The organism is Mesorhizobium sp. M0292, assembly GCF_040321695.1.
GTDB lineage: Bacteria > Pseudomonadota > Alphaproteobacteria > Rhizobiales > Rhizobiaceae > Mesorhizobium.
In genome coordinates this window covers 23,776-46,706 of record NZ_JAMYSB010000022.1, presented here as the reverse complement: position 1 = coordinate 46,706, position 22,931 = coordinate 23,776, and the positions used below count along the sequence as shown (strand labels likewise).

Genomic DNA, 22,931 nt, shown 5'->3' with positions numbered 1-22,931 from the left:
CTTAAGCATCCCTGCCCGCTGGAGAGTCGGGGCGGCAGAGCTGCCAATCTCCCCCCTCGTGGGGGAGATGTCCGGCAGGACAGAGGGGGGCGCTGTCCCGCCAGCCTATCAAGGCCTGACCAACACCCGCTTGGAAAAGGTCTATTTCGACGCATGTAAATCGGGAACGTCGCATTCCTTCGCGCCCCCCTCTGCCCTGCCGGGCATCTCCCCCACAAGGGGGGAGATTAGGCGCACCGTCGCCTCTTCCCGTGTCCTCTCCCACTCGAGCCCCATCAATCCCTAGCGTCAAGCAACTGGAGCCAGACGCCTCATGATCGACCAAACCAAATCCATCACTATCCCAATCCGTCTCACCATCAACGGACACAGTCACGAACTGCAGGTCGAGCCGCGCGTCACGTTGCTCGACGCCTTACGCGACCGTCTTAACCTGACCGGCACCAAGAAGGGTTGCGACCAGGGCCAGTGCGGCGCCTGCACGGTGCATGTCGAGGGACAGCGCGTGCTGGCCTGCCTGACGCTTGCAGCACAGGTCGAAGGCCGCGAGATCACCACCATCGAAGGATTGGCCGGCGACGACGGCACGCTTAACGCGGTTCAGACTGCTTTCCTCGACCAGGATGCTTTCCAGTGCGGTTACTGCACGCCGGGACAGATCATGTCGGCGGTCGGCTGCATCCGCGAGGGCCATGCCGGCTCGGATGACGAGATCCGCGAATACATGGCCGGCAATCTGTGCCGCTGCGGCGCCTATCCGCACATCGTTGCCGCCGTGCGCCAGGCGGCACTGGAGGTCGCGTCATGAGGGATTTTTCCTACGTTCGCGCCGATAGCATCGATGCGGCACGACAGGCGGCCGCCCTGCCTGGGGCCATGCTGCTTGCCGGTGGCACGACGCTGGTCGATCTCGCCAAATGCGGCGTGGCCGAACCCGACAGCCTGGTCGACATCACCCATCTCAAAGGACTCGACGCCATCAAGGTCGACGCTGACAGTGCCATGATCGGCGCGCTGGCCAAGATGAGCCACGTCGCCGACCATGCCGAGATCAAGAGCCGCTTTCCCGCGGTCTCCGAAGCGCTGTGGCAGGCGGCTTCCGCGCAACTGCGCAACATGGCGACCATCGGCGGCAATCTGATGCAGCGCACGCGCTGCCCCTACTTCCGCGATCCCGCGAATTTTTCCGCCTGCAACAAGCGCTCGGCCGGCAGCGGCTGCTCGGCAATCGGTGGCGTCACCCGCGGCCATGCCGTGCTCGGCACCAGCGACGCCTGCATCGCCATGTATCCCGGCGATCTCGCCACCGCGCTGGTTGCCTTCGACGCCGTGGTTCATCTTGGCGAACGCCAGGTTGCCGTCGACGACTTCTTTCTCCTGCCCGGCGCCACGCCCGACAGGGAACATGCCATCCAACCGGGCGAGATGATCACGGCCATCAGCATACCGGCTTCCGGCACGGCCCGGCGTTCGACCTATCTCAAGGTTCGCGACCGGCAGTCCTATGAGTTCGCCGCCGCAAGTGCCGCGGTCGGCATCGACTTCGAAACCGATGGCCGCACCATCCGCGACCTGCGCGTCGCGCTCGGCGGCGTCGCGACGAAGCCGTGGCGGGCGCACGCCGTGGAAGCGGCGCTGAAGGGCAAGGTGCTCAGCGAAGACAGGGTGCGGGCAGCCAGCTTGCTCGCCATGGAAGGGGCGATCGACCACGGCGCCAACCACTACAAGATCGAACTGGCGCCGCGCGTCGTTGCCCGCGCCATCCTCAAGACGGGAGCCATGGCATGACCATTCACGACCCAAGAACACGGCACGGCGACGCTTCGGACGGCACTGCCGATCAGGTTGGCGGGCGGCTGTCGCGCGTCGACGGCCCGGCCAAGATTACCGGTGCGGCAAAATACGCCGTCGAGCAGCAACTCGATGGGCTAACCTCGGGCGTCCTGGTCGAAAGCACGATCGCGTCAGGCAAGGTGCGCTCGATCGACACGTCAGCCGCGGAGGCGGCACCTGGTGTGCTCAAGGTGCTGACGCCGGACACCATCATGCCGCTGAAGACTGCATCGGACTGGTTCGGCACACCGCCGCCGGACAAGCCCTACTGCCCGCTGGCGCGCGATATCACCTTTTCGGGCCAGCATGTCGCCGCGGTCATCGCGGAGACCTTCGAGCAGGCCGTTGCGGCAGCGGCGATGGTCAAGGTCAGCTATGACGAGACGCCGGCCATCGTCGACCTCAGCGACGCCAAGGCGGGCGACGGCATTCCGATCGCCGCCATGACCAAGGAATGGGGCGATGCGCAGGCCGCTTTCGCCGCTGCCCCGGTGCGCGTCTGCGGCGCCTATAACACGCCGCGCGAATACCAGGCGCCGATGGAGCCGCATGGCCTCATCGCCCGCTGGGAGGGCGACCGGCTGACCGTGTGGGAACCGAGCCAGTGGCTCGACGGTATGGCCCGCACCTATGCCGAATGGTTCGGCGTGCCGTTCGAAAATGTACGGCTGGTCTCGCCCTATATCGGTGGCGGCTTCGGCTCCAAGGCGCTGGCGCTCGGCCACGGCGCGGTAGCGGCTGCCGCAGCCAAGATGCTGGGACGGCCCGTGAGGGTGGTCATGACTCGGCCGCAGACTTTTACCGGCTATGGCGGCCGCGCCGCGACCCGCCAGACGGTGACGATCGGCGCCGACCGTGACGGAAAAATCCAGTCGATCGTGCATCGCGGCGTCAATGAAACGTCGATCGACGGCATGTGGGTCGAGCCGTTGGGCGTGGTCACCTCGATCATGTATGCGACGCCCAACTTCTCCTCGAAGCAGAATGTCGTGCGGGTGAATTCGGTGGTGCCCGGCGCCATGCGCGCGCCGGGCGAAAACCCTAGCGCCTTCGGCATCGAAAGCGCCATTGACGAGCTCGCCTACGAGGTCGGCATCGATCCGCTGGAGATCCGGCTGAGGAACTACGCCGAGCAGGATCCGCACGCAAAAAAGGCCTGGTCGACGCGGCAGTTGCGCGAGGCTTTCGCGGCTGGCGCCGAACGCTTCGGCTGGGCCCAGCGCACGTCCAAACCGCGTTCAATGCGCGACGGCAACCAGCTGATCGGCTGGGGCGTCGCCGCCGGCACCTACCCGGTGCGGCGCGCTTATGGCGAGGCCATCGTGCGTATCCTTGCCAACGGCTCGGTCGAGGTCGAAAGCTCCTCGATCGACATGGGCCAGGGCACCTACACGATCCTGGCGCAGACGGCGGCCGAAACGGTAGGCGTGGCGGCCGACCATGTCGTGGTGAAGCTCGGTGATTCCCGGTATCCCCGCGCCGGCGTCGCCGGCGGGTCGCGGCTGGCCGGCGTGATGACGGGCGCGGTCTACAAGGCGGCGACATCGGCGCTCGACCAGCTGGTCGGTCTGGCGATCAGCGATTCGCGCTCGCCCTTCCACGCGCTGCAGGCGAACACGCTGGTCGTCGCCAACGGCCGCATCAGGTCGCCGCGCGGCGATGGTCCCGATGTCTCGATCGCCGACCTGCTGGCCAGCGTCGGCCGCGACCGCATCGAGGCCACAGGCGACACCATGCCGGCGAACTCGACGGCCGCCGATCGCTACAAGAACTACACCACCATCGCGGCGGCATTGCCGCACACCGAGGGCGACTATTCGCGCCACTCCTGGTGCGCGCATTTCATCGAGGTGCGCGTCGACGAGGATTTCGGCACGGTGCGCGTATCGCGCGTGGTGTCGGCGCTGGATTCGGGCCGGCTCTACAACCCGAAACTCGCCGAAAGCCAGTGGAAGGGCGGCATCATCATGGGCATCGGCCAGGCGCTGCTCGAAGAAGGCATCGTCGACCGCAGGCATGGCCGCATCGTCAACAACAATCTCGGCGACTATCTGGTGCCGACCAATGCCGACATCCCCGATATCGAGGTCATCTCGGTCGGCATTCCCGACCTGCACTCTTCGGTGCTCGGCGGCAAGGGTGTCGGCGAACTGGCCATCGTCGGCGTAGCGCCAGCGATCGCCAATGCGGTGTTCCATGCGACGGGAAAAAGAGTGCGGGATTTGCCGATCACGCTGGAGAAGTTGATCTAGGAAGCGGCGTGCGTAATCTCCCCCCTTGAGGGGGAGATGTCGCCGAAGGCGACAGAGGGGGTCGCCTCTCGTAGAGCGCCAACCTCCTTCCGCCGCAGTAGGTCGAGCCCGGTCGGACCGACCCCCTCTGCCCTGCCGGGCATCTCCCCCTCAAGGGGGGAGATTGGCTGCTCGCGCGCCTCGGCTACCAGTCGAGCTTGAACGCAAGCTTGCCGAAATGCTGCCCGCCTGCCGCCATGTGCGCGTAGGCTTCGGCCGCCTGCTCCTGGCTGAACACCTTGTCGACGACCGGGTCGATGCGGGCGGCGGCGATGGCGCGGACGGCGGCGCGAAGGTCAGATACCGACCCGGTGTTATTGCCGACCACCTTCAGCGCCTTGATGATGATCGGCAGCAGGTCGACCGTGGCCTCGGCGCCGGTGACGAAACCGATGGTGAACAGCGTGCCGCCAGGCGCGGTGGCGTTGACGGCGCGGGCGAAGGTGGCGGTGCCGGCGGTCTCGACGACGAGGTCGGCGCCGAGGCCGCCGGTCAGTTCCAGCACCTTGCCGTCCCAGTCGGGTGTCGCGCGGTAGTTGATGAGATGATCGGCGCCGAGTGCCTTCGCCCGCCCCAGCTTCTCGTCCGACGAAGAAGTGATGATGACGGTGGCGCCGGCGGCTTTCGCCAGCTGCAGGGTGAAGATGGAGACGCCGCCGGTGCCGAGCAGCACGACGACCGAGCCCGGCCCGACATCGGCGGCGCGGACGGCGTTCCAGGCGGTGGTCCCGGCGATCGGCAGCGTCGACGCCGCCTCGAAGGAGAGACGAGCCGGTACCGGCACGAGCGAGTTGGCCGGCAGCGCGACATATTCAGCGAGCGACCCCGGCAGCGAAATTCCGCGCATCTGTGTCATCTCGTTAGGCCGGGGCGGACCGCCGATCCAGCGCGGCTTGGCATGGGCAACGACGCGATCGCCGACGGCGAAATCCGTAACGCCCTCCCCCAGCGCGACGATCTCGCCGGCGCCGTCGGCGACGGGAATGAGCGGAAAGCCGGGCACGCGATAATTGCCGCTGGCCACCGCCACATCGACGAAATTCAGGCTCGCGGCGCGCTGGCGGATCAGCACTTCGCCGCGCTGCGGTTCAGGCGTGGCAATGGTGGTGGCGCGAAAGGCGTCCAGTTTGGCGGCGGTCAGTTCGATGGCTTTCATGGCTCACGCATTCCTGTTTAAGGGGTCAATCGTCAGGATTGAGTGAAGCTATCTGCTGCGCTACAAGCAGATAATCCGGAATTTTTACATTTGAGTCCTGTGCTTTATGCAGCAATCACACGACCCCGCCAGCCTTGCCGAAATGGCCGCCTTTGCGGCCATCACCGAAGCGCGCTCCTTCACCAAGGCAGCGTTGCGCGTCGGGCGCGACTCGACGGTTCTGTCACGCCGCCTGCAATCGCTGGAGCAGCGGCTCGGCGTGCGGCTGCTGCACCGGACCACCCGAAGCGTATCGTTGACGGAGGCGGGAGCGGAGTTCCTGGTACGCGTCCGCGCCATCCTGGCCTCGGTAGACGAAGCCCAGGCTGCTGCTTCCGCGCATGCCAGCGGGACGCCGCGCGGCTTGCTGCGGCTGGCGCTGCCGGGAACCTTTGGGCGTATGTGGATCGGGCCGCTGTTGCCGCACTTTCTAGCGACGTTCCCGGATGTCCGCATCGAGGCCGAGTTCTCCAACCGGTTCGTCGATCTCGTTGCAGAGAACTTCGATGTCGCCGTCCGTCTCGGCGCGCTGGAGGACTCGCGCCTGGTGGCGCGCAAGATCGCGACACGGAGGCGGTTGCTGTGCGCTGCTCCCTCCTACCTCGCCCGCAGGGGCGCGCCGGAAGCGCCGGAAGCGCTGACCGAACACGCCTGCCTCGGCTTCTCCGGCTTCCAGACCTTTCCCACCTGGGAGATGACCGACAGTTCGGGCCGCCGCGTTAACGTCGAAGTCTCGGGGCCGATGGTTTGCGACGATGCCGAAGTGCTGGTCGAAGCCGCGGTGCAAGGCCTCGGCCTGATGATGAGCACCGATTGGCTGGTCGGGCGCGAACTCGCCGACGGACGGCTGGTGCCGTTGCTGGAGGACTGGACGCTGGCCGACGAAGGCGCTGTCTATGTCGTCATGCCCTCGGCCAGGGGACAAGCCGCCAAGACACGCGCCTTCGCCGAATGGATCGGCAAGCGCTTCGCGCCGGAGCCGCCCTGGACGTCGAGGCCGGTCTCAAAGGCTTGATCAATGGGGCGCGCCGGGGGCTAAGACGGCATATGCCGCTGTCACCAGGCCTTTTGTCCTGTATGATCTCGTTGAAGGAAGCTTGGGAGGGGATCATGCAAAGTGCATTGGCGAAGTTCATCATGGCAGGTTCCGTTCTTGCCGCGCTGCAAGCCGCGCAGCCGGCTTTTGCCGCGTCCTGCAGTTGGAGCGCCAAGATGGAAGAAGACGAAGGCGGCAGCGTGCTGACGGCTTCGGTGTGCGGCGGACCGAAGGCCGATGCGCATCTGATGCTCGTCTGTTTCGACAAGCCGGTGCTGAGCTACGATCTGGGTGCGGCCGGCCAGCAGCTGGAGCCCGGCATCAGCGCTTCCTTCACCTTCAAGGGTGGTGACAAGAGCGTGACCAAAAAGCTCGACCTCGAAGCCATGTATAATTACTTCACGGCTGAGCTGAGCAAAGACGATCCACTGCTCGGCCTGTTGCGCGGCAAGGGCGACGTCACGGTTACGGCCGACAAATATGGCGGGAACAGCTTTCCACTGACCGGCTCGAGCGCGGCCATCGGCAAGGTGCTGGCGCAGTGCGGCAAAGGTTCGGCCGGCGACGCGGACTGAAGCTCCCTACTTTCGACCACGCAGCTTGGTCCCGCGCCTCCGTCAGGGCAAAGCCAAGCAGGTTCTCGCCGCGCCCGGTTTGCCGTTTCGCTCATCGACGGGGGCACGGGTTTTGGAGGCGCAACATGCGGCCTGAGTTTTCAACGCGAGCTGCGCTCTCCCTCCGGTGTCGCCACCAGCGAGGCGGCGGCGGCATTGGCGGTGGCAATCGCCGCTTCCACCGGATGGCCACGCGCGAGGCCTGCCGCGAAGGCGCCGACGAATTCGTCGCCGGCGCCATGGGTGCTGACGACTTTTACCGGAATGGCCGCCAGCGCGAAGGCCGCGCCGATCCGGTCGCAATAAGCGACACCTTCGCCGCCGGCGGTGACGATCGCCGAGGGGTAGGTATCGATCAGCCGCCGCGCGGCTTCGGTTGCGCCGACGAGCGTATCGACGACCGGAACGCCGGCCAAAAATTCCGCTTCGATGGCGTTGACGATGACGATGTCTATCAGCGCGGTCAATTCGGCCGACAGTGTTCGCGCCGGTGCGGCGTTGAGCACGACGCGGCCGCCGGATGCCTTCACCGCGCGCGCGGCAGCGATGTTTGCGGCCTCGGGCACTTCGTTTTGCAGCAACAGCACTGCCGTCTGTACCACCACCTCCCTTGCTGCCACGACGTCATCATCGTCCAGCGTGAGATTGCTGCCGGAGACGATCACCGCACCATAGTCGCCATCGCTGTCTAAGATCGCCACGCTCATGCCGGAGCCTGCGCCTGCCGCCACGCGCACGAAGCGGCGATCGACGCCGGCGCGATCTAGATTGGCCAGCAGCGCCGTGCCGAAATCGTCGTCGCCGACGGCGCCGATCATCGCCGCGCGCACGCCGGCGCGTGCCGCCGAGACCGCCTGGTTGCCGCCCTTGCCGCCGCATTTCGGCTGCCAGGCACGGCCGGTCACCGTCTCCCCCTTGCGCGGACGGTCGGGCGCGTCGACCATGATGTCGTAATGCAGGCTGCCGAAGACGGTGACCAGCGGAACCGTCATGTGCCCCGGTCTTTTCGCTTCGAGGTGACCGCCGACATGGTGCGGCCGAGATTGCGCTCCGCCGCCTGATAGTCGCGCTGTGCCACCGCCACGAACAGCGCGTCGAGAATGTTGAGCTGCGCGATGCGCGCCGCCGCGTTCTCGCCCATCAGCGGCGATCCTTGCGCGGTCGAGCACAGCACGATGTCGGCAATCTGGGCCAGCGGCGAGTTGTCGTAATTGGTGATGGCCAGCGTGCGGGCGCCGTTCTTGCGGGCAAGATGGATGGCGTCGATGACGGCCGACGTGTTGCCGGAATGCGAGAAGCCGACGGCTATGTCGTCGGCCCCAAGCAGCGAGGCCGACATCAGCATCATGTGCGAGTCGTCATAGACCGATGCGCGGATGCCGATGCGCAGGAATTTGTGCGAGACATCGCGGGCGATCTGGGCGGAGCCGCCGACGCCATAGAAATCGCGGTTCCTGGCGCGGTAGAGCAGATCGGCGGCACGGTCGAAATCGTCCATGTCGAGGATCGCGAGCGTCTCCTCCAGCGCCTGGATCGAGGTGCGGAACACTTTCTGCACGATCTCGGCCGAGCTGTCGTCGACCGACAGTTCCTGGTGCATCTCGGCGGTCGGGAGGCGGCTGTATTCATAGACGGCGGTGCGGAAGTCGCGGTAGCCGGAGAAGCCGAGTTTCTTGGCGATCTTGACCACCATCGCCTCCGACACGCCGGCCTCCTCGGCGATCTGCTTGAGCGGAATGGTCTCGTCGAAACCGCGCCGGCCGAAGACGGTTTCCACCACCTTGGCCTCAAGCGGGGTGAGATGCGGCATCATCATGCGGATGCGCGGCCCCACGGCTTTCAGATCGAGATTGCTCAACGTCATCCACGTCCCCTCGTCTCCGGCCCGAGCATGGCTTCCTGGACGATAGCCTGCGACGTCACGGCGTCCTGGCTGGCCATCGCGGCGGACAGGCGGTTATCCTTCTCCAGCCGGTCGACAACGCGCAGCAGGCGCTTGACGGTGGCGATGTTGACTTCGCATTCGCGCACCGGATCGAGCCCGGTCATGTCGGGGAAAGTGTCGAAGTAGATGGCGCCGGCGTAGCCGTCGCGACGGATCTGGCGCAGCAGTTCGATGGTCTGCAGCGTGTGCACCGCGCCGACCATCAGGCCGTCGTCGCGCTTGGCATAGCCATCGTTGAGATGGACGCCGAGCAGCTTGCTGTGGCGAGCGATCAGCGCCGCGGCGAAGGCCGGCTGTTCGTCGGCATAGAGCACATGGGCAAAATCGAGCGTGACGCCGAGATTGGGTAGGCCGACATCGCGGATCGCCAGCAAGGTGGTCGCGGCATCCGGCATCAGCGAGTAGGAGCGCGGTTCGTTAGGCTTGTACTCCAGGCTGATCTGGCAGCCGGGATCATGCGCGGCAACTTCACGAATCCCCTCGATTTCGTGCTGCCAGAGCGTCGCATAGTCAGTTTGAAATGCATAGTCGAAGCCATCCTGGCCCAGCCACAGCGTCATCAGACTGGCGCCGGCCGCGCGCACCGCATCGATACCGGCCTTAGTCAAGTCGATGGCTTCGCGGCGCACCGCCGGGTCCGGATTGGTGAAGGCGCCGAGCTTGAAGGCCGGATTGGAGTAGTAACGCATGGCAAAGCCATTGATGGAAAGCCCGAAATCGTCAAGCTTTTGCGCGATCTCAGCCGGCTTTTCACCGACATGGTCGGGGAAATTAAGATCAAGGTCGGTCAGCCCGTCGACCTTGGCCGCGCGGGCTGCCATCTGCAGCATGGACGGCTTGCCGGTGAGATCAGGCCATTCGGCTTGCGGCCGCGAGGCGAAGGAATTCAGGCGGGTGGCGAAGCGACTGTTTGTCATGATGAACCTTTCAGTGTTTACTTCACATAAATACGAATATTTGTAAAGTTCTCATTTCCGAGGCGGTTTGTAGCGCGCAACATCCTGCTTGGCGGAGATCTTCGGCTGCGCCTCTGCATCCATGCCGGGAGTTTCGAGTCCCGCAACGGTGCGGATGCTGGTGCGAGCCCTTGCGCCCTGCCTGCCGATTGACCAATCTGGCCGACACTGTCATGAGCCGCGGTTGGGGGATCGCACATGCCAACGCTTTATCAACTGAAACCGGCCTTTCAGGCCAGGCTGCGGCCGTTGGCCGACCGGCTGGCCGATGCCGGCGTCACCGCCAACCAGATCACGCTTCTCGCCGCAGCACTGTCCATCGCCACAGGCCTGGTGGTCACTGCCTTTGCCTTCCGTCCCCTGGTGTTCCTGTTGATGCCGGTGGTGCTGTTTGTGCGCATGGCGCTCAACGCCGTTGACGGGATGCTGGCCAGGGAACATGGACAAGCATCAAAACTCGGCATGTATCTCAACGAACTCTGCGACGTCGTCTCGGACCTAGCGCTGATCCTGGCCTTTGCCACCTTGTTCCCGGCCTGGGGTGTCGTCGCCTTCGCTATTACCGCCATGCTGGTCGAGTTCGCCGGCGTGCTTGGCGTTGCCGCAGGCAGCGGGCGCAACTATGCCGGGCCGTTCGGCAAGAGCGACCGGGCCCTGGCGCTCGGCGTCATCGGCTTTCTCCTCGCTTGCGGCCTGTGGGTGGCGGGGATCGCGCCATTTGTGTTTCCGATCATGGCTACACTGTCGGGGATAACCGCCATCAACCGGATACGCAGCGGCCTTAGAGCGGGCGGCACCTGATGCCAAAGCGTCAGGCACCCGACCGCCAGAGGGAAACCATGATCCACCAGACCATCGCCGCCCTAGCACCGGCAAGCCTCGAGCGCATCGCGCAGGAGCGCACGTTCAAGAGCCATGACGGCACCGAGATCTTCTACCGCTACTGGCCGGCCGCCGGGTCGGCGCCAAAGGGTGCGATCCTGCTGTTCCATCGCGGCCACGAGCATGGCGGCCGCATGGCGCATCTGGTCGACGAGCTCGCCATGCCCGACCATGCCTTCTACGCCTGGGACGCCCGCGGCAATGGCCGATCGGCCGGCGAGCGCGGCTATGCGCCGTCCTTTGCCGCCCTCGTGCGTGATATCGACTGCCTGGTGCGCGAGATCGGCCGGGATGGTTTTGGCCAGCGCGACATCGCGCTGATCGCGCAGTCGTTCGGCGCCGTGCTGGCTGCTGCCTGGGTGCATGACTATGCGCCCGACATCCGCGCGCTGGTGGTGGCTTCACCGGCCTTTTCGGTCAAGCTCTACGTGCCCTTCGCCAAAGAGGGCATTGCGCTGTGGCAGAAGCTCAAGGGCCGCTTCTTCGTCAATTCCTACGTCAAGGCGAAGTTCCTGACGCATGATGCCGAGCGCATCGCTTCCTTCGACGCCGATCCGCTGATCACGCGACCGATCGCCTCCAACATCCTGGTCGAGCTTTACGACCACGCTGCCCGCATCGTCTCGGACGCGCGCGCCATCACCGTGCCGACGCAGCTCTTGATCTCCGGCAGCGATTGGGTGGTGCGGCATGGACCGCAGCACGAGTTCTTCGTCAATCTCGGCAGCAGCGCCAAGGAGCGGCATGTGCTGCCCGGCTTCTTCCACGACACGCTGGGCGAGCGCGATCGCAAGCAGGCGCTGGACCTGATCCGGCCATTCCTCGAAAAGCAATTTGCCACGCCGGAGAAAACCATCGACTTGCTTCAGGCCGACCGCGCCGGCTACACCCGCGACGAGGCCGAGAGGCTGGCCTCGCCGCTGGCGCTGCTGTCGCCAAAGGGTATCTACTGGGCGATAAGCCGCGCCTCGATCGGCATCGGCGCCTGGCTGTCTTCGGGCATGAAGATTGGCATCGCCACCGGCTTCGATTCCGGCTCGACGCTCGACTATGTCTACGAGAACGACGCGCGCGGCATCGGCTTCATCGGCCGCATGATCGACCGCACCTTCCTCGACGCCATCGGCTGGCGCGGCATCCGCCAGCGCAAGCTGCATCTGGAAGAGCTGATCGGCAACGCCGCCGCCAGCCTGAAGGCAGCCGGCCGTCCCGTCCACATGCTCGACATCGCCGCCGGTCACGGCCGCTATGTGCTCGATGCCATCGCCAAATGCACTGAACCACCAGCAAGCGTGCGGCTGCAGGATTATTCCGAGCTCAATGTCGGGTTGGGTTCGAAGCTGATCGCCGAGCGGCGTCTGCCGACCAGCGTCAGCTTCCACCAGGCCGACGCCTTCGATGCCGACATGCTGGCCGGGCAAAAGCCGGCGCCGGACCTCGCCATCGTCTCCGGGCTTTACGAATTGTTCGCCGACAACACGATGATTTCCCGCTCGCTCGGCGGGCTGGCCAGCGCCATGCAGTCCGGCAGCCTGCTCGTCTACACCAACCAGCCATGGCATCCGCAGCTGGAGATGATCGCGCGCAGCCTGACCTCGCATCGCGGCGGCCAGGCCTGGGTGATGCGGCGGCGCACGCAGGGCGAGATGGACCAGTTGGTGACGGCTGCCGGTTTCGAAAAGATCGACCAGCGCATCGACCAATGGGGCATCTTCACCGTCTCGGTCGCACGGCGCGTCTGAGACCATGGCCCTGCCTGTCACTGACCCTGCCCCGGCGCGGGAACCCTATTTGGGCATCGTGCTGAGGGCCGCCCTTTGGCTGGCGCTGCTGGCGCCGTTCTTCTATTCGACCTATGGCTTTGCCAACTGGCTGGCGTCGCGGCGCGACCATGTCGGCAGCATCATGTTTGCCTGGGAACACGCCATCCCTTTCGTCGCCTGGACGATCGTGCCCTATTGGTCGATCAATCTGTTCTACGGCCTATCGCTGCTGCTCAACACGACCAGGCGCGGTGTCAACCGGCTCGCCGGCCGTTATCTCTCGGCGCAGATCATTGCCGTCGCCTGCTTCATCGCGTTCCCGCTGACGGCGACATTCGTGCGGCCGGAAACCACCGGCCTGCCGGGTTTCCTGTTTGCAGTGCTCGGTGGTTTCGACAAGCCGTTCAACCAGGCGCCATCCCTGCACATCGCACTCCTGGTGATCATCTGGGACCATTGGCGTCACGTTCTGGCACGTCACCGTCTCGGCGGCATTCTCCGCCCGGTCTGGCACGTCTGGTGTTTTCTCATCGGCGCCTCGGTGCTGACGACCTGGCAGCATCATTTCATCGACATTCCGACCGGCGCCCTGCTCGGCCTGTTTGCGCTGTGGCTGTTTCCGTCCAAGGGCGAGCTGCCATTCTGGGGTTTTCGGTTGACCGCCGACCCAAGGGCGCGGCGGCTGGCGGGTTATTACGGGCTGGGGGCGGCCCTTGCCCTGGCCGGCGCTGCCGAGGGCGCGTTGGTCTCCGCCGATTTTCTCATCCTGTTGTGGCCGGCATTGGCGCTGGCCATCGTCGCCTTCGGCTATGCTGGGGCCGGCGCCAAAGTGTTCCAGAAGGCAGCCGATGGTAGCGTCTCACTGGCCAACCGTATCCTGCTCCTGCCCTACCGGCTTGGCGCCCGGATCAATGTGTGGGTATGGACCCGCCAACTGGCGCCGCAAGCGGAGATCACCGACGGTGTTTTCCTCGGCCGGTTTCCGAGTGCCGACGAGGCCAACCGCTTCGGCACAGTGATCGACCTTGCCGGCGAGATGGAACGGCCGCGCGGCGTGACCTGCCGCTGGATCAGCTACGCGATGCTCGACCTCGTGGCGCCGCCTCACGACAGGCTGGAGCGAGCGGTGGCGGCGATCGAGCTGGCGCGCCGGCGCGGCACCGTCCTGGTCTGCTGCGCGCTCGGCTTCCAGCGCAGTGCAGCCGTCGTCGCCGACTGGCTGGTTGTGACCGGACGCTCGCACACTGCCGCGCAGGCGCGCAGGAAACTCGCCGCATTGAGCCGGCCCGTGCATCTTCAGATCGGGCTGGAAGAACGGACATGAGTTGGCCGGCATGAGTGGCGAGAATTTTCCCGAGAACGCCGAAATATTCGCCGCCGGACTGATGGTGCAGGCGGTGTGGCCGATCCTGCTCGTGGTGGCGGCTGTGATGGCAGCGCCGGTCATCGGCCTGGTGGCCGGGCCGCAGACGACAGCGCTGTCCGCGGCGGCCTGGCTGGTCACGGCGGCGAGCGCCGTGGCCACGCTGGCTCTTTCGGTCTTGCTTTTGTTCGATGCGCTGCTGTTCCGGCTGATGGCAAGCCACGCCAGCGAGGCCGCCGGGGGTGCCGCGGTCGACGATGTGCTGGCGCGCATGCGCCTGAAATCCACCACTGCCGGCGGCCGCTCGCTCGACCATCGCATGGCAGGCACGCGCCGCCTGCTGACAAGGCAGCGCATGGCGCTCGCCATGTTTGCTGCGGCATCCCTTTTCGCAGCATTTGTTTGAGCCATGACAAAACTTCACCTGCGCGCCAACACCTTCACCTTGCTGCAGACGGTGACGTCGGTCGGCCTGTCGGCGGCGGCCTGGGTGGTAACCGGCGTCAGACCAATCTGGAACGGCAGCCAGCCGTCGGAGCGGCAGCGCATCTACTTCGCCAACCATGCCAGCCATGGTGATTTCATCCTGCTGTCGGCTTGTCTGAGCGAGAAGGTGCGCGCCCGCACCCATGCGATCGCGGCGGCCGAATATTGGGGCAAGTCGCGGCTGCGCCGCTTCATCGCGCAGGACATGCTGTCGTCCGTGCTCATCCACCGGCAGTGGACCGACGAAACGCAACACCCAATCTCGATCATGCTGTCGGTGCTCGACGACGGCCACTCGCTGATCCTGTTTCCCGAAGGCACTCGCAACACGACGGAGGCGGATCTGCTGCCGTTCCGCTCCGGCCTCTACAATCTGTCGATGGCGCGGCCGGATGTCGAACTCATCCCGTGCTGGATCGAGAGCATGTCGCGCGTGCTGCCCAAGGGCCAGTTCCTACCGGTGCCGCTTTTGTGCCGCGTCGTCTTTGGTCCGCCGGTGGCGATCGCGCCCGGCGAAGAACGCCGCACCTTCCTCGAGCGCGCGCGCCAGACGCTGCTGTCGCTCAACCCGCGTCCCGATCGGGACCACTAGCATGACCAGGCAAAGAGACTTCGTATGACACTGCCGCCAATGCATGAAACCGTCATCCTGCTGGCCGGCCTGATCTGCGTGCTCACCATGGCGAGCATCGTTGCCGGTATCCTCTCATGGCGGGCGCCGAAGCCGCTGCCCTCGACGCTCGTCAACTTGAACCAGCGCATCAACGCCTGGTGGGTGATGGTGCTGGCGATCACCGTCGCCTTCTTCTTCGGCCGCACCGGCATGACCATCCTGTTTGCGCTGATCTCGTTTGCCGCGCTGCGCGAGTTCGTGACGCTGACGCACAGCCGGCGCAGCGACCACTGGGTGCTGCTCGGCATGTTCGGCATCATCATTCCCTTCCAGTACTGGCTGGTGTGGACCGCCTGGTACGGGCTGTTCACCATCTTCATCCCCGTCTACTGCTTCCTCTTGATGCCGGCGATCACCGCGCTCAACGGCGACACCGAGCGCTTCCTCGAGCGCGTGTCCGCGCAGCAATGGGCGGTCATGATCTCGGTCTACTGCGTCAGCCATGTGCCGGCGCTGCTGACGCTCAACGTGCCCGGTTTCGAGGGCCGCAACCTCCTGCTCATCGCCTTCCTGATCATCACCGTGCAAGGCAGCGACGTGCTGCAATACATTTTCGGCAAGCTGTTCGGCCGGCATTTTTTGTCGCCGTCCGTTTCGCCATCAAAGACTTGGGAAGGGCTGATCGGCGGGCTGGTGTCATCGAGCCTGCTCGGCGCGCTGCTGTCGTTCCTGACGCCGTTCTCGCCGCTCGCGGCGGCAGGCGTCGCCTTCATCGCCTGCCTGATGGGGTTCCTCGGCGGGCTGGTGGCGTCGGCGATCAAGCGCGACCAGGGCGTCAAGGACTGGGGTCACCTGATCGAGGGTCACGGCGGCATGATGGACCGCGCCGACAGCCTGGTCTTCGCCGCACCGGTGTTCTTCCACATCGTCCGCTATTTCTGGACGTGAGCTAAGCCGTTCAATCGCGGATGGCGCGGCCTGCCTGCTGCAGCAATTCGAAGGCGGCGAAGCGCTTGTCGTGCCAGGGCACGAGGTCGCCACCGGCCGGGCGATAGATGTCGCCGATGCGCGACATGCCGGTCATCGCCGCGATCACATCGGGAAATTTTTGCGCCGCCACCGCAGCCAATATGGCTGAGCCGAGCAGCACCGGTTCGGGCGAGGTCGAACCGGCGACGGTCAGGCCTGTGGTGTCGGCCAAAAGCTGACGTACCAGCTCGCTTTGCGCCGCACCGCCGCTGACGACGATAGTGTCGATGGCAATGCCTTTTTTGGCCATCGCCGCCAGGATCTGGCGAACGCCGTAGCCGATGCCCAGCAGGCCGGCGACATAGAGCGCGACCAGACTGTCGAGGGACGTGTCCATGCCAAGCCCGGCGATCAGGGCCTTGGACTCGGGATCGGCGAAGGGCGAGCGGTTGCCGAGGAATTCCGGCACGACATGCAGTCCATCGGCTAGGTGCGCTACTGCGGACAGGTCGGCGGACTGTTTCGCCGCCTGCTGACCAAGCCAAGCGGTCAGGCCGAGACCTTCCGCCTTGGCTTTTGCGGATGCCTCAGCCGTGGCCGGATGGAAAGCGACGAGGTGGTCGATTGCAGCACCCGCCGCCGATTGCCCGCCTTCATTGAGCCAAAGCCCCGGCACCATCGAGGAAAAATACGGACCCCAGACGCCGGGCACGAAGGCCGGCTCGCTGGTGCTGGCCATGGTGCAGGCCGACGTGCCGAACACATAGGCCATGCGCGACTGCAAGGTGCCGACCGAGCCCTGCCCGCCAACCGTGCCGACTCCCCCGGCATGGGCATCGATCAGGCCGGCCGCAACCGGCGTTCCCGGCAACAGGCCGAGATCGGCCGCGGCGGCCTCAGTCAGGCCTTGGGCAAGCGCGGTGCCGCCCTCGACGATCTCGGTGCCGATGCGGGCAAAGCCTTCATCGGCGAGCGCGCCGAGGCCGATGGCGCGGAAATAGGCTTCGTCCCAGCGCCGCTCGTGGCCGAGATAGGTCCATTTGCAGGTCAGCGTGCAGATCGAACGCCCCAGGCTGCCGGTCGAGCGCCAGGTCAGATAGTCGGTGAGGTCGAAGAAATGCTCGGCGGCATCGAAGGTGGCGGGCAGGTTTTCGCACAGCCACAACAGCTTCGGCGTTTCCATCTCCGGCGATATGGTGCCGCCGACATAATCGAGCACGGCGTGCTTGCCGGCATTGATGCGCTGCGCCTGATCGAGCGCACGATGGTCCATCCAGACGATGATGTTGCGCTGGGCATCGCCGGAATGGCCGACCGGCAACGGCGCGCCGTCCTTGCCGACCACGACCAGCGAACAGGTGGCGTCGAAGCCGATGCCGGCAATGTCGCGCCCAGCGAGCCCCGACTTGGTCACCGCCTCGCGCACGCTGGCGCAAACCGCACGCCAGATGTCCTCGCTCGACTGTTCGGCGATTTCGCCGGGCTCGATGAACAGAGCGATGTCGCGCTTCGCCGAGGCAAGCATGGCGCCCTTGCTGTCGAACACCCCCGCCCTGGCACTGCCAGTGCCGACGTCGATGCCGAGGAAGTGGGACATGGGGAACCTCAGAAGTTAGGCAGTAGGCAGTAGGCAGTAGGCAGTAGGCAGTAGGCAGTAGGCGAGATGGTCAGCAGTGAACCGTCAGTTGCAAGAGCCTCTCCCCATTTCCTACCGCCTAACGCCTCACAAATCATTGCTCTGCGGCAGGATAACCAGATCCCGGATAGTGACATTTCTCGGCCGCGTCAGCATGAACAGCACGGCTTCGGCGACCTCGACCGGTTGAATCAGGCCGCCCTTGGCCAGTTCATCCTCAAGCTTGTCCTTCGGCCAGTCGCTGATCAGCGCTGTCACCACCGGCCCCGGCTGCACCGCGCCGACGCGCAGGCCGTGCGGGGCGACCTGGCGGCGCACCGTATGGACGAAGGCCTGCACGGCGTGTTTCGACGCTGTGTAGATCGGCTCCCAGACCACGGGCACCAGTCCGGCGATCGAAGACGTGACGATGATGTCGCCGGTCTTGCGTTCGACCATATGCGGCAGCACGGCGTGGATGGAACGAAAGACCGCATTGATGTTGAGGTTCAGCATGCGGTCCCACACATCGGGGTCGCCTTCGAGCACCGGGCCGCCGACATAGGCGCCGGCATTGGCGTGGAAGATATCGAGCGGGCCGGCCTTGTCCAGGATTTGCGGCATCATCGTCGCGACGCTGGCCGGCTTCATCAGATCGATCACCAGCGGGATCGCGTCGGGACCGAGTTCGGTGCAGACGCTTTTCAGCGCGTCTTCGGCGCGGTCGACGAGCACAACGCGAACGCCGGCGGCAATCAGCGCTCTCGCGCATTCCAGGCCTATGCCCGACGCGGCGCCGGTGATCGCCGCGACCTTTCCACTCAAATCCTGAGCCATTCTATCCTCGTATCGATTGCGGTTGCGTTCAGGCGCGGCCATGGGAAACCCGCGAGCGGCGTGCCAGGGAGTCGACGATGACCGCAATTGCCAGAACGGCGCCGGTGATCATGTAGCGAAGCGACGATGACAGATCGAGCAAGGTCAGCCCGCTGGCGATCGACTGGATGACGATGATGCCGAGCAGCGCGGAATAGGCGCTGCCACGGCCGCCAAACAGGCTGGTGCCGCCTATGACCGCCGCCGCAATGGCGTTGAGGTTGACGTCGCCGGTGCCGGCCTGCTGGCTGGCCGAGGCCAGTCGCGCCGCCGACAGCACGCCGCCGAGGGCGGCAAACATCGAGCACATGACGAAGGCGCTGAGGTAGATCGAGCGCACCTTGATGCCGGCGCGGCGCGCCGCTTCGCGGTTGCCGCCGACGGCGGTCATCGAGCGGCCCCATTGGGTGCGGGTCAGCGCATAGTTCATCGCCACCACCAGGCCGACGAACAGGCCGAACATCCACGGTATGCCGCGCGCCTGGTTGAGATAGCCGACGATCAGTTCGAGCAGGATGGTTAGGGCGGCGACGCGCACGATGAGGCCGCCGACAGACGGCGCCGACAAATTGACGGCCCGGCGGCGGCTGACGGTGCGCAGGCCGCTGATCAGCATGACGATGCCGGGCAATGCCGCCAGTGCATAGGACAGCCAGTCCGGCATGACCAGCAACTGGCCGAAATTCACCAGGTTCGAGCCATAGGGCAGATTGATCGAGCCGGTGGAGCCCAGAATATACAGCTGCAGGCCGAGCACGGCGAGCAGGCCGGCGAGCGTCGAGACGAAGCTTGGCATGCCGAGCCGGTTGAACAGCAAGGCATAGAGCGCGCCGATGAAACCGCCGACGGCAATCGCGGCGAGGATGGCGAGCGCCACCGGCCAGCCCTGGTTGACCCACAGCGTGCCCACCATGGCCGAGGCAAAGCCGCTGATCGAGCCGACCGACAGGTCGATCTCGCCGACCATCAGCACGCAGACGATGCCGAGCGCGATGACGCCGACGGTCGAGCAGTCGAACAACAGATTAACGAGGTTGCTCGACGAGACGAACACCGGATTGAGGGCGGTGAACACGCTCCAGATGATGACCAGGCCGACGATGACCGGCAACGAGCCGAGGTCGCCGGAGCGGACGCGGTCGAAGAAGGCGCTGATGGCGCCACCAACGCCGGCCTGGTGCTTGACGCGCACGTCGCTGCGGTCGAGCGCCGTCGACGAGGAGGTGTCCTGCTTGGGCTCCGCGCTCATGGCCGCTGCTCCTGGTTGTGCGCTTGTTCGGCGGCCTTGCGCCGTTCGGCGCGGCGCGACACTGCATTGTTGGTGGCGCCGGTGATGGCGCTGACCAGTTCCTGGTTCGAGGCGTCGGGTTCGAAGACGCCGTTGTTGCGGCCGAGCCTGAGCACCACGATGCGGTCGGCGACGGCGCGCACGTCCTCCATATTGTGACTGATCATCAGCACGCCGAGCCCACGCTCGCGCACCCGGTCGATGAGGTTCAGCACTTCCGCCGTCTGGGCGACGCCAAGAGCGGCGGTCGGCTCGTCGAGCAGGATGACCTTGGGGTCGAGCAGCAGCGAGCGGGCGATCGCCACGGTCTGGCGCTGGCCGCCGGACAGCGAGGCGACCGCCTCGCGGACGCTTGGAATACGCGCCGACAATTCGTTGAGCAGCGTCCAGGCGCGAATTTCCATCGCCACCTCGTCCAGCCGCAGCGGGTTGATCTCCTTGCCGAGAAAGATGTTGGCGACGACGTCGAGGTTTTCGCACAGTGCGAGATCCTGGAAGACGGTGGCGATGCCGAGCGTCAGCGCGGCGCTCGGGTCGGGCATCGTCACTTGCCTGCCGCGGAAATTGATGGTGCCCGAGCTCGGCTGGTGGACGCCGGCCAGAATCTTGACCAGCGTCGACTTGCCGGCGCCATTGTCGCCGACCAGCGCCACCACCTCGCCGGCATGGACATCGAGATCGATATCGGTGAGCGCCGAAACGGCGCCGAAATTCTTCGAGATGCCGCGCAGGCTGAGCACCAGCTCGCCTGCCGAAACCGGTCCGTCAGAGATGTCAGACATGGTGGCAAACCTTTCCGGATGGGCGGTCAAGAGTGACTGCGAACTTCCGGCCGCCGCAAGGGCGGCCGGAAAGCAGGATCAGGATTCTAGGTCATCCTTTTATGCATGTCTTATCCCAAAACCGCTGCGCGATTTTGGGCGACCTGCATTGTCACTTTGTGATGCCGAGCTTCTTGCAGCCTTCGGCATAGCGGTCGACGCAGAGCTCTTCGGCGGTGTTGATCTTCTTGTCGATGATCTCGGCCTTGAGGTTTTCCTGCGTCACCACCGCCGGCGTGAACAGCTGCGATGGGGTGTCGTAGAGGGTCATTTCGGCCTTCGGCGTCTCGCCCGACAGAAGCTGGACGGCGACGTTGGCGGCAGCCGCCGCAACGATCTCGCTCGGCTTGGAGATGGTGTTGTACTGATCGCCGGCGATGATCAGCTGCAGTGCGGCGATCGTCGCGTCGTTGCCGGTCACCGGCGGCACCGGATCGACACCGGCGGCCTTGAAGGCGGCGATGGCGCCACCACCGGTGCCGTCATTGGCCGCAACGACGCCGACGATCTGCGTGGAGAAGCGGGTGATCTGGCCGCTTGCCCATTGCTGCGCCTTTGGCGGCGCCCATTCCGGCGTGTCGTATTCGGCAAGGATCTTGTAGCCGCTGTTGTCGAGGCTGGAATGGATGCCCTTCTTGATCAGCCCGGCGGCCGCGTCGGTCGGCGATCCGTTGATCTGCAGCAGGCCGCCGCTGGCGGGGTCGACCTTCAGCGCCTTGAGGTGTTCGACGAGCGAGTCGGCAATGGCCTTGCCGATGCCTTCATTGTTGAACGAGACGTAGAAGTCGGCAGGTGCAGTCGGGATCGGGCGATCATAGGCGATGACCTTGACGCCCTGGCTCTGCGCCAGCTTGACCAGCGAGGCGGCGGCAGTCGAGTCGACAGGGTCGAGCACGATCGCCTTGGCGCCTTGCGAGATCACCGAGTTGAACTGCTGCTGCTGGCGCGAGGCGTCGGCATCGGCGTTCTGGTAGATCACCTTGCAGCCGGGGCAGAGTTTTTTCATCTCGGCGACGAAGCCGGGATAGTCGTGCTGCTCGTAGCGCGTCGAGGCCTGGTCGGGCATCAAGAAGGCGACCGTGGCGTCGGTAACCGGGGCGGCAAAGGCAGCGGTGCCGCCAAGAAGGGAAACAGTGAGCGCGATGGCTCCCGTCGATTTCCAGGCAAATCTGGTCATTTTGATAGCTCCGTTTCAAGGAATGGTTTCATGAAGCCCTGGACACCACATGGCGCCGGGCCTTGACTGCAGTCGGGCTGTTGCGAGGAACAACGGAGCACTTGATCCGTGCTGCGCATCCTCTTGATATCTCTGGATTTCGGGACAAGCGATCTCCAGCACGGGGCGCCTCCAACGCACCCCGCGTTCTTACCTCAGTAAACGTCTAGGCTCCTCCCGGTCCTCCCTGTTAGGCGGCAATCTCCGCGCTGATGTTTTCCGCCAGCAGGGCCCTGAAGCGCGAAGGCGACATGCCTTTCTGGGTCAGGAACTGGCGGTTGAAATTCGAGATGTTGTTGTAGCCGGCGGCGTAGCAGATCTCGGTGATCGGCATGTCGGCCTCGCTCATCAGCAACTGGCAGGCAAGGTTGATGCGCAGCCGGTTGACGTACTGCACCAGCGCCATGCCGGTATGACGGCGGAAGCTGCGCGAAAACGCGCTCGGGCTGCGCCCGGCAATCGCCGCCAGATCGCTTTCGCTGAACGGCTCGGTCAGGTTGGCGTTGATATAGGCAAGCGCCTTGTTGACGCCGGCCGACATGAAGCCTGAGGGATCCGGCAGATAGCTGGCGCTGGTCAGCGTCCGTACATCGGCGGCGCGGCTCAGAATATCGATCAGCTCCATGAACAGCGCGATGCGGCGAACGCCTTGCGCCTCGACCAGTTCGGCCAGCACAGGTGCGGCGAGCTTGGCGGTAGCGGTGGAGAACAGCGCGCCGCGGCGGCTGAGCTCGAGAATGTTTTCACAACCGGCAAGTTCCGGCAACGCGGCGGTGGCGTCTGCGATGAACTCTTGCGAGAATTGCACGACGCGGCCGCGCAGCGGCACGCTGGCGCCTGCCGGCACGTCGCTGACCCAATTGTGCGGCAGGTTCGGGCCAGTGAGCACGAGATTGCCGGGCTCGAACTCGCCGATGAAGTCACCGACGAAATAATGGCCCGTGGTGGCGACGACATGATGGATTTCGTATTCGGGATGGAAGTGCCACCGCACCGTGTGGAAGGGGTAGCCGTGGGCCCAGGCCTTGAACGACTCGCCGCGTCTGATCTGGACGACTTCCAAGTCCGGATTCATGTCAGTTCCTCCCGGCGCCGGTCCGGTCATGCGACCAGTTGCAGTGCCATCTCCCGCAGGCCGCGTTTGCCGCTCTCTGCAGTGATCGAAGCTT

21 protein-coding genes are annotated in these 22,931 nt (G+C 65.2%); 11 read left to right on the top strand and 10 right to left on the bottom strand.

Annotation, left to right across the window (positions count from 1 at the left end; genetic code table 11):
- The first annotated feature begins 313 nt into the window (after positions 1-313).
- From NKI96_RS25910 to NKI96_RS25900, 3 genes are read left to right on the top strand one after another with little or no spacing between them, the layout of a single operon-like run.
- Complete coding sequence (locus NKI96_RS25910) at positions 314-808, top strand: (2Fe-2S)-binding protein (protein ID WP_023693820.1); 495 nt, start codon at positions 314-316, stop codon at positions 806-808.
- Positions 805-1,788 (top strand): FAD binding domain-containing protein, encoded by a 984-nt coding sequence (locus NKI96_RS25905; RefSeq protein WP_023807768.1) that lies wholly within the window; start codon positions 805-807, stop codon positions 1,786-1,788. The genes NKI96_RS25910 and NKI96_RS25905 overlap by 4 nt, the downstream gene beginning before the upstream one ends.
- Positions 1,785-4,085 (top strand): xanthine dehydrogenase family protein molybdopterin-binding subunit, encoded by a 2,301-nt coding sequence (locus NKI96_RS25900; RefSeq protein ID WP_352806886.1) that lies wholly within the window; start codon positions 1,785-1,787, stop codon positions 4,083-4,085. The genes NKI96_RS25905 and NKI96_RS25900 overlap by 4 nt, the downstream gene beginning before the upstream one ends.
- A gap of 184 nt (positions 4,086-4,269) precedes the next feature.
- Here the strand turns inward: NKI96_RS25900 and NKI96_RS25895 are convergent, their stop codons facing one another.
- The gene (locus NKI96_RS25895) at positions 4,270-5,280 is read right to left on the bottom strand and encodes a zinc-dependent alcohol dehydrogenase family protein (RefSeq protein WP_352806883.1); all 1,011 of its coding nucleotides are present in this window, start codon (positions 5,278-5,280) and stop codon (positions 4,270-4,272) included.
- A 106-nt stretch (positions 5,281-5,386) separates the two neighbouring features.
- Between NKI96_RS25895 and NKI96_RS25890 the strand changes: the two genes are divergently transcribed.
- Positions 5,387-6,334 carry a LysR family transcriptional regulator gene (locus NKI96_RS25890; protein ID WP_352806881.1) on the top strand — a complete coding sequence of 316 codons (948 nt, stop codon included), beginning with the start codon at positions 5,387-5,389 and terminating at the stop codon, positions 6,332-6,334.
- A 95-nt stretch (positions 6,335-6,429) separates the two neighbouring features.
- Positions 6,430-6,930 (top strand): hypothetical protein, encoded by a 501-nt coding sequence (locus tag NKI96_RS25885; RefSeq protein WP_352806878.1) that lies wholly within the window; start codon positions 6,430-6,432, stop codon positions 6,928-6,930.
- A 140-nt stretch (positions 6,931-7,070) separates the two neighbouring features.
- On the opposite strand, the gene NKI96_RS25880 is transcribed toward NKI96_RS25885, so the two are convergent.
- The 3 genes from NKI96_RS25880 to NKI96_RS25870 are packed head-to-tail and all read right to left on the bottom strand — an operon-like array spanning position 7,071 to position 9,831.
- Complete coding sequence (locus tag NKI96_RS25880; RefSeq protein WP_352806875.1) at positions 7,071-7,961, bottom strand: ribokinase; 891 nt, start codon at positions 7,959-7,961, stop codon at positions 7,071-7,073.
- A complete protein-coding gene (locus NKI96_RS25875; protein ID WP_023735446.1) occupies positions 7,958-8,833 on the bottom strand; it encodes a MurR/RpiR family transcriptional regulator in 876 nt (291 codons plus the stop codon). The genes NKI96_RS25880 and NKI96_RS25875 overlap by 4 nt, the downstream gene beginning before the upstream one ends.
- The gene (locus NKI96_RS25870; RefSeq protein WP_352806872.1) at positions 8,830-9,831 is read right to left on the bottom strand and encodes a TIM barrel protein; all 1,002 of its coding nucleotides are present in this window, start codon (positions 9,829-9,831) and stop codon (positions 8,830-8,832) included. The genes NKI96_RS25875 and NKI96_RS25870 overlap by 4 nt, the downstream gene beginning before the upstream one ends.
- A 237-nt stretch (positions 9,832-10,068) precedes the next feature.
- Between NKI96_RS25870 and NKI96_RS25865 the strand changes: the two genes are divergently transcribed.
- The 6 genes from NKI96_RS25865 to NKI96_RS25840 are packed head-to-tail and all read left to right on the top strand — an operon-like array spanning position 10,069 to position 15,925.
- Positions 10,069-10,671 carry a CDP-alcohol phosphatidyltransferase family protein gene (locus NKI96_RS25865; protein ID WP_352806869.1) on the top strand — a complete coding sequence of 201 codons (603 nt, stop codon included), beginning with the start codon at positions 10,069-10,071 and terminating at the stop codon, positions 10,669-10,671.
- A 41-nt stretch (positions 10,672-10,712) separates the two neighbouring features.
- Positions 10,713-12,494, top strand: a complete 1,782-nt coding sequence (locus NKI96_RS25860) for a bifunctional alpha/beta hydrolase/class I SAM-dependent methyltransferase (protein WP_502900304.1) — start codon at positions 10,713-10,715, stop codon at positions 12,492-12,494.
- Positions 12,495-12,498: 4 nt separating this feature from the next.
- Complete coding sequence (locus tag NKI96_RS25855; protein ID WP_352806866.1) at positions 12,499-13,839, top strand: phosphatase PAP2/dual specificity phosphatase family protein; 1,341 nt, start codon at positions 12,499-12,501, stop codon at positions 13,837-13,839.
- Positions 13,840-13,849: 10 nt separating this feature from the next.
- Positions 13,850-14,284 carry a hypothetical protein gene (locus NKI96_RS25850; RefSeq protein ID WP_352806864.1) on the top strand — a complete coding sequence of 145 codons (435 nt, stop codon included), beginning with the start codon at positions 13,850-13,852 and terminating at the stop codon, positions 14,282-14,284.
- 3 nt (positions 14,285-14,287) lie between these two features.
- Complete coding sequence (locus tag NKI96_RS25845; protein WP_352806862.1) at positions 14,288-14,956, top strand: lysophospholipid acyltransferase family protein; 669 nt, start codon at positions 14,288-14,290, stop codon at positions 14,954-14,956.
- A gap of 39 nt (positions 14,957-14,995) precedes the next feature.
- Positions 14,996-15,925, top strand: coding sequence for a phosphatidate cytidylyltransferase (locus tag NKI96_RS25840; protein ID WP_031201228.1), 930 nt, complete (start codon positions 14,996-14,998; stop codon positions 15,923-15,925).
- 10 nt (positions 15,926-15,935) lie between these two features.
- Here the strand turns inward: NKI96_RS25840 and NKI96_RS25835 are convergent, their stop codons facing one another.
- From NKI96_RS25835 to NKI96_RS25810, 6 genes are all read right to left on the bottom strand, one after another.
- Entirely contained in the window at positions 15,936-17,543 is a 1,608-nt protein-coding gene (locus tag NKI96_RS25835) for an FGGY-family carbohydrate kinase (protein WP_023705149.1), read from the bottom strand.
- Positions 17,544-17,669: 126 nt separating this feature from the next.
- Complete coding sequence (locus tag NKI96_RS25830) at positions 17,670-18,398, bottom strand: SDR family oxidoreductase (RefSeq protein ID WP_023685460.1); 729 nt, start codon at positions 18,396-18,398, stop codon at positions 17,670-17,672.
- A 28-nt stretch (positions 18,399-18,426) separates the two neighbouring features.
- On the bottom strand, positions 18,427-19,686 hold the full coding sequence (locus NKI96_RS25825) for a sugar ABC transporter permease (RefSeq protein WP_023672500.1): 1,260 nt from the start codon (positions 19,684-19,686) through the stop codon (positions 18,427-18,429).
- Entirely contained in the window at positions 19,683-20,507 is an 825-nt protein-coding gene (locus NKI96_RS25820) for an ATP-binding cassette domain-containing protein (protein WP_352806860.1), read from the bottom strand. The genes NKI96_RS25825 and NKI96_RS25820 overlap by 4 nt, the downstream gene beginning before the upstream one ends.
- A 151-nt stretch (positions 20,508-20,658) precedes the next feature.
- A complete protein-coding gene (locus NKI96_RS25815) occupies positions 20,659-21,723 on the bottom strand; it encodes an ABC transporter substrate-binding protein (RefSeq protein ID WP_352762961.1) in 1,065 nt (354 codons plus the stop codon).
- A 229-nt stretch (positions 21,724-21,952) separates the two neighbouring features.
- Positions 21,953-22,837 (bottom strand): AraC family transcriptional regulator, encoded by an 885-nt coding sequence (locus NKI96_RS25810; RefSeq protein WP_023672497.1) that lies wholly within the window; start codon positions 22,835-22,837, stop codon positions 21,953-21,955.
- Positions 22,838-22,931: the final 94 nt, after the last annotated feature.

What these genes read in the sequence shown, in the direction of transcription:
- NKI96_RS25840 (WP_031201228.1), top strand. Translation starts at nt 14,996, where the DNA reads ATGCATGAAACCGTCATCCTGCTGGCCGGCCTGATCTGCGTGCTCACC.
- NKI96_RS25815 (WP_352762961.1), bottom strand. Translation starts at nt 21,723, where the DNA reads ATGACCAGATTTGCCTGGAAATCGACGGGAGCCATCGCGCTCACTGTT.
- NKI96_RS25880 (WP_352806875.1), bottom strand. Translation starts at nt 7,961, where the DNA reads ATGACGGTTCCGCTGGTCACCGTCTTCGGCAGCCTGCATTACGACATC.
- NKI96_RS25885 (WP_352806878.1), top strand. Translation starts at nt 6,430, where the DNA reads ATGCAAAGTGCATTGGCGAAGTTCATCATGGCAGGTTCCGTTCTTGCC.
- NKI96_RS25905 (WP_023807768.1), top strand. Translation starts at nt 805, where the DNA reads ATGAGGGATTTTTCCTACGTTCGCGCCGATAGCATCGATGCGGCACGA.
- NKI96_RS25820 (WP_352806860.1), bottom strand. Translation starts at nt 20,507, where the DNA reads ATGTCTGACATCTCTGACGGACCGGTTTCGGCAGGCGAGCTGGTGCTC.
- NKI96_RS25810 (WP_023672497.1), bottom strand. Translation starts at nt 22,837, where the DNA reads ATGAATCCGGACTTGGAAGTCGTCCAGATCAGACGCGGCGAGTCGTTC.
- NKI96_RS25895 (WP_352806883.1), bottom strand. Translation starts at nt 5,280, where the DNA reads ATGAAAGCCATCGAACTGACCGCCGCCAAACTGGACGCCTTTCGCGCC.
- NKI96_RS25825 (WP_023672500.1), bottom strand. Translation starts at nt 19,686, where the DNA reads ATGAGCGCGGAGCCCAAGCAGGACACCTCCTCGTCGACGGCGCTCGAC.
- NKI96_RS25865 (WP_352806869.1), top strand. Translation starts at nt 10,069, where the DNA reads ATGCCAACGCTTTATCAACTGAAACCGGCCTTTCAGGCCAGGCTGCGG.
- NKI96_RS25830 (WP_023685460.1), bottom strand. Translation starts at nt 18,398, where the DNA reads ATGGCTCAGGATTTGAGTGGAAAGGTCGCGGCGATCACCGGCGCCGCG.
- NKI96_RS25850 (WP_352806864.1), top strand. Translation starts at nt 13,850, where the DNA reads ATGAGTGGCGAGAATTTTCCCGAGAACGCCGAAATATTCGCCGCCGGA.
- NKI96_RS25845 (WP_352806862.1), top strand. Translation starts at nt 14,288, where the DNA reads ATGACAAAACTTCACCTGCGCGCCAACACCTTCACCTTGCTGCAGACG.
- NKI96_RS25900 (WP_352806886.1), top strand. Translation starts at nt 1,785, where the DNA reads ATGACCATTCACGACCCAAGAACACGGCACGGCGACGCTTCGGACGGC.
- NKI96_RS25890 (WP_352806881.1), top strand. Translation starts at nt 5,387, where the DNA reads ATGCAGCAATCACACGACCCCGCCAGCCTTGCCGAAATGGCCGCCTTT.
- NKI96_RS25855 (WP_352806866.1), top strand. Translation starts at nt 12,499, where the DNA reads ATGGCCCTGCCTGTCACTGACCCTGCCCCGGCGCGGGAACCCTATTTG.
- NKI96_RS25910 (WP_023693820.1), top strand. Translation starts at nt 314, where the DNA reads ATGATCGACCAAACCAAATCCATCACTATCCCAATCCGTCTCACCATC.
- NKI96_RS25875 (WP_023735446.1), bottom strand. Translation starts at nt 8,833, where the DNA reads ATGACGTTGAGCAATCTCGATCTGAAAGCCGTGGGGCCGCGCATCCGC.
- NKI96_RS25870 (WP_352806872.1), bottom strand. Translation starts at nt 9,831, where the DNA reads ATGACAAACAGTCGCTTCGCCACCCGCCTGAATTCCTTCGCCTCGCGG.
- NKI96_RS25835 (WP_023705149.1), bottom strand. Translation starts at nt 17,543, where the DNA reads ATGTCCCACTTCCTCGGCATCGACGTCGGCACTGGCAGTGCCAGGGCG.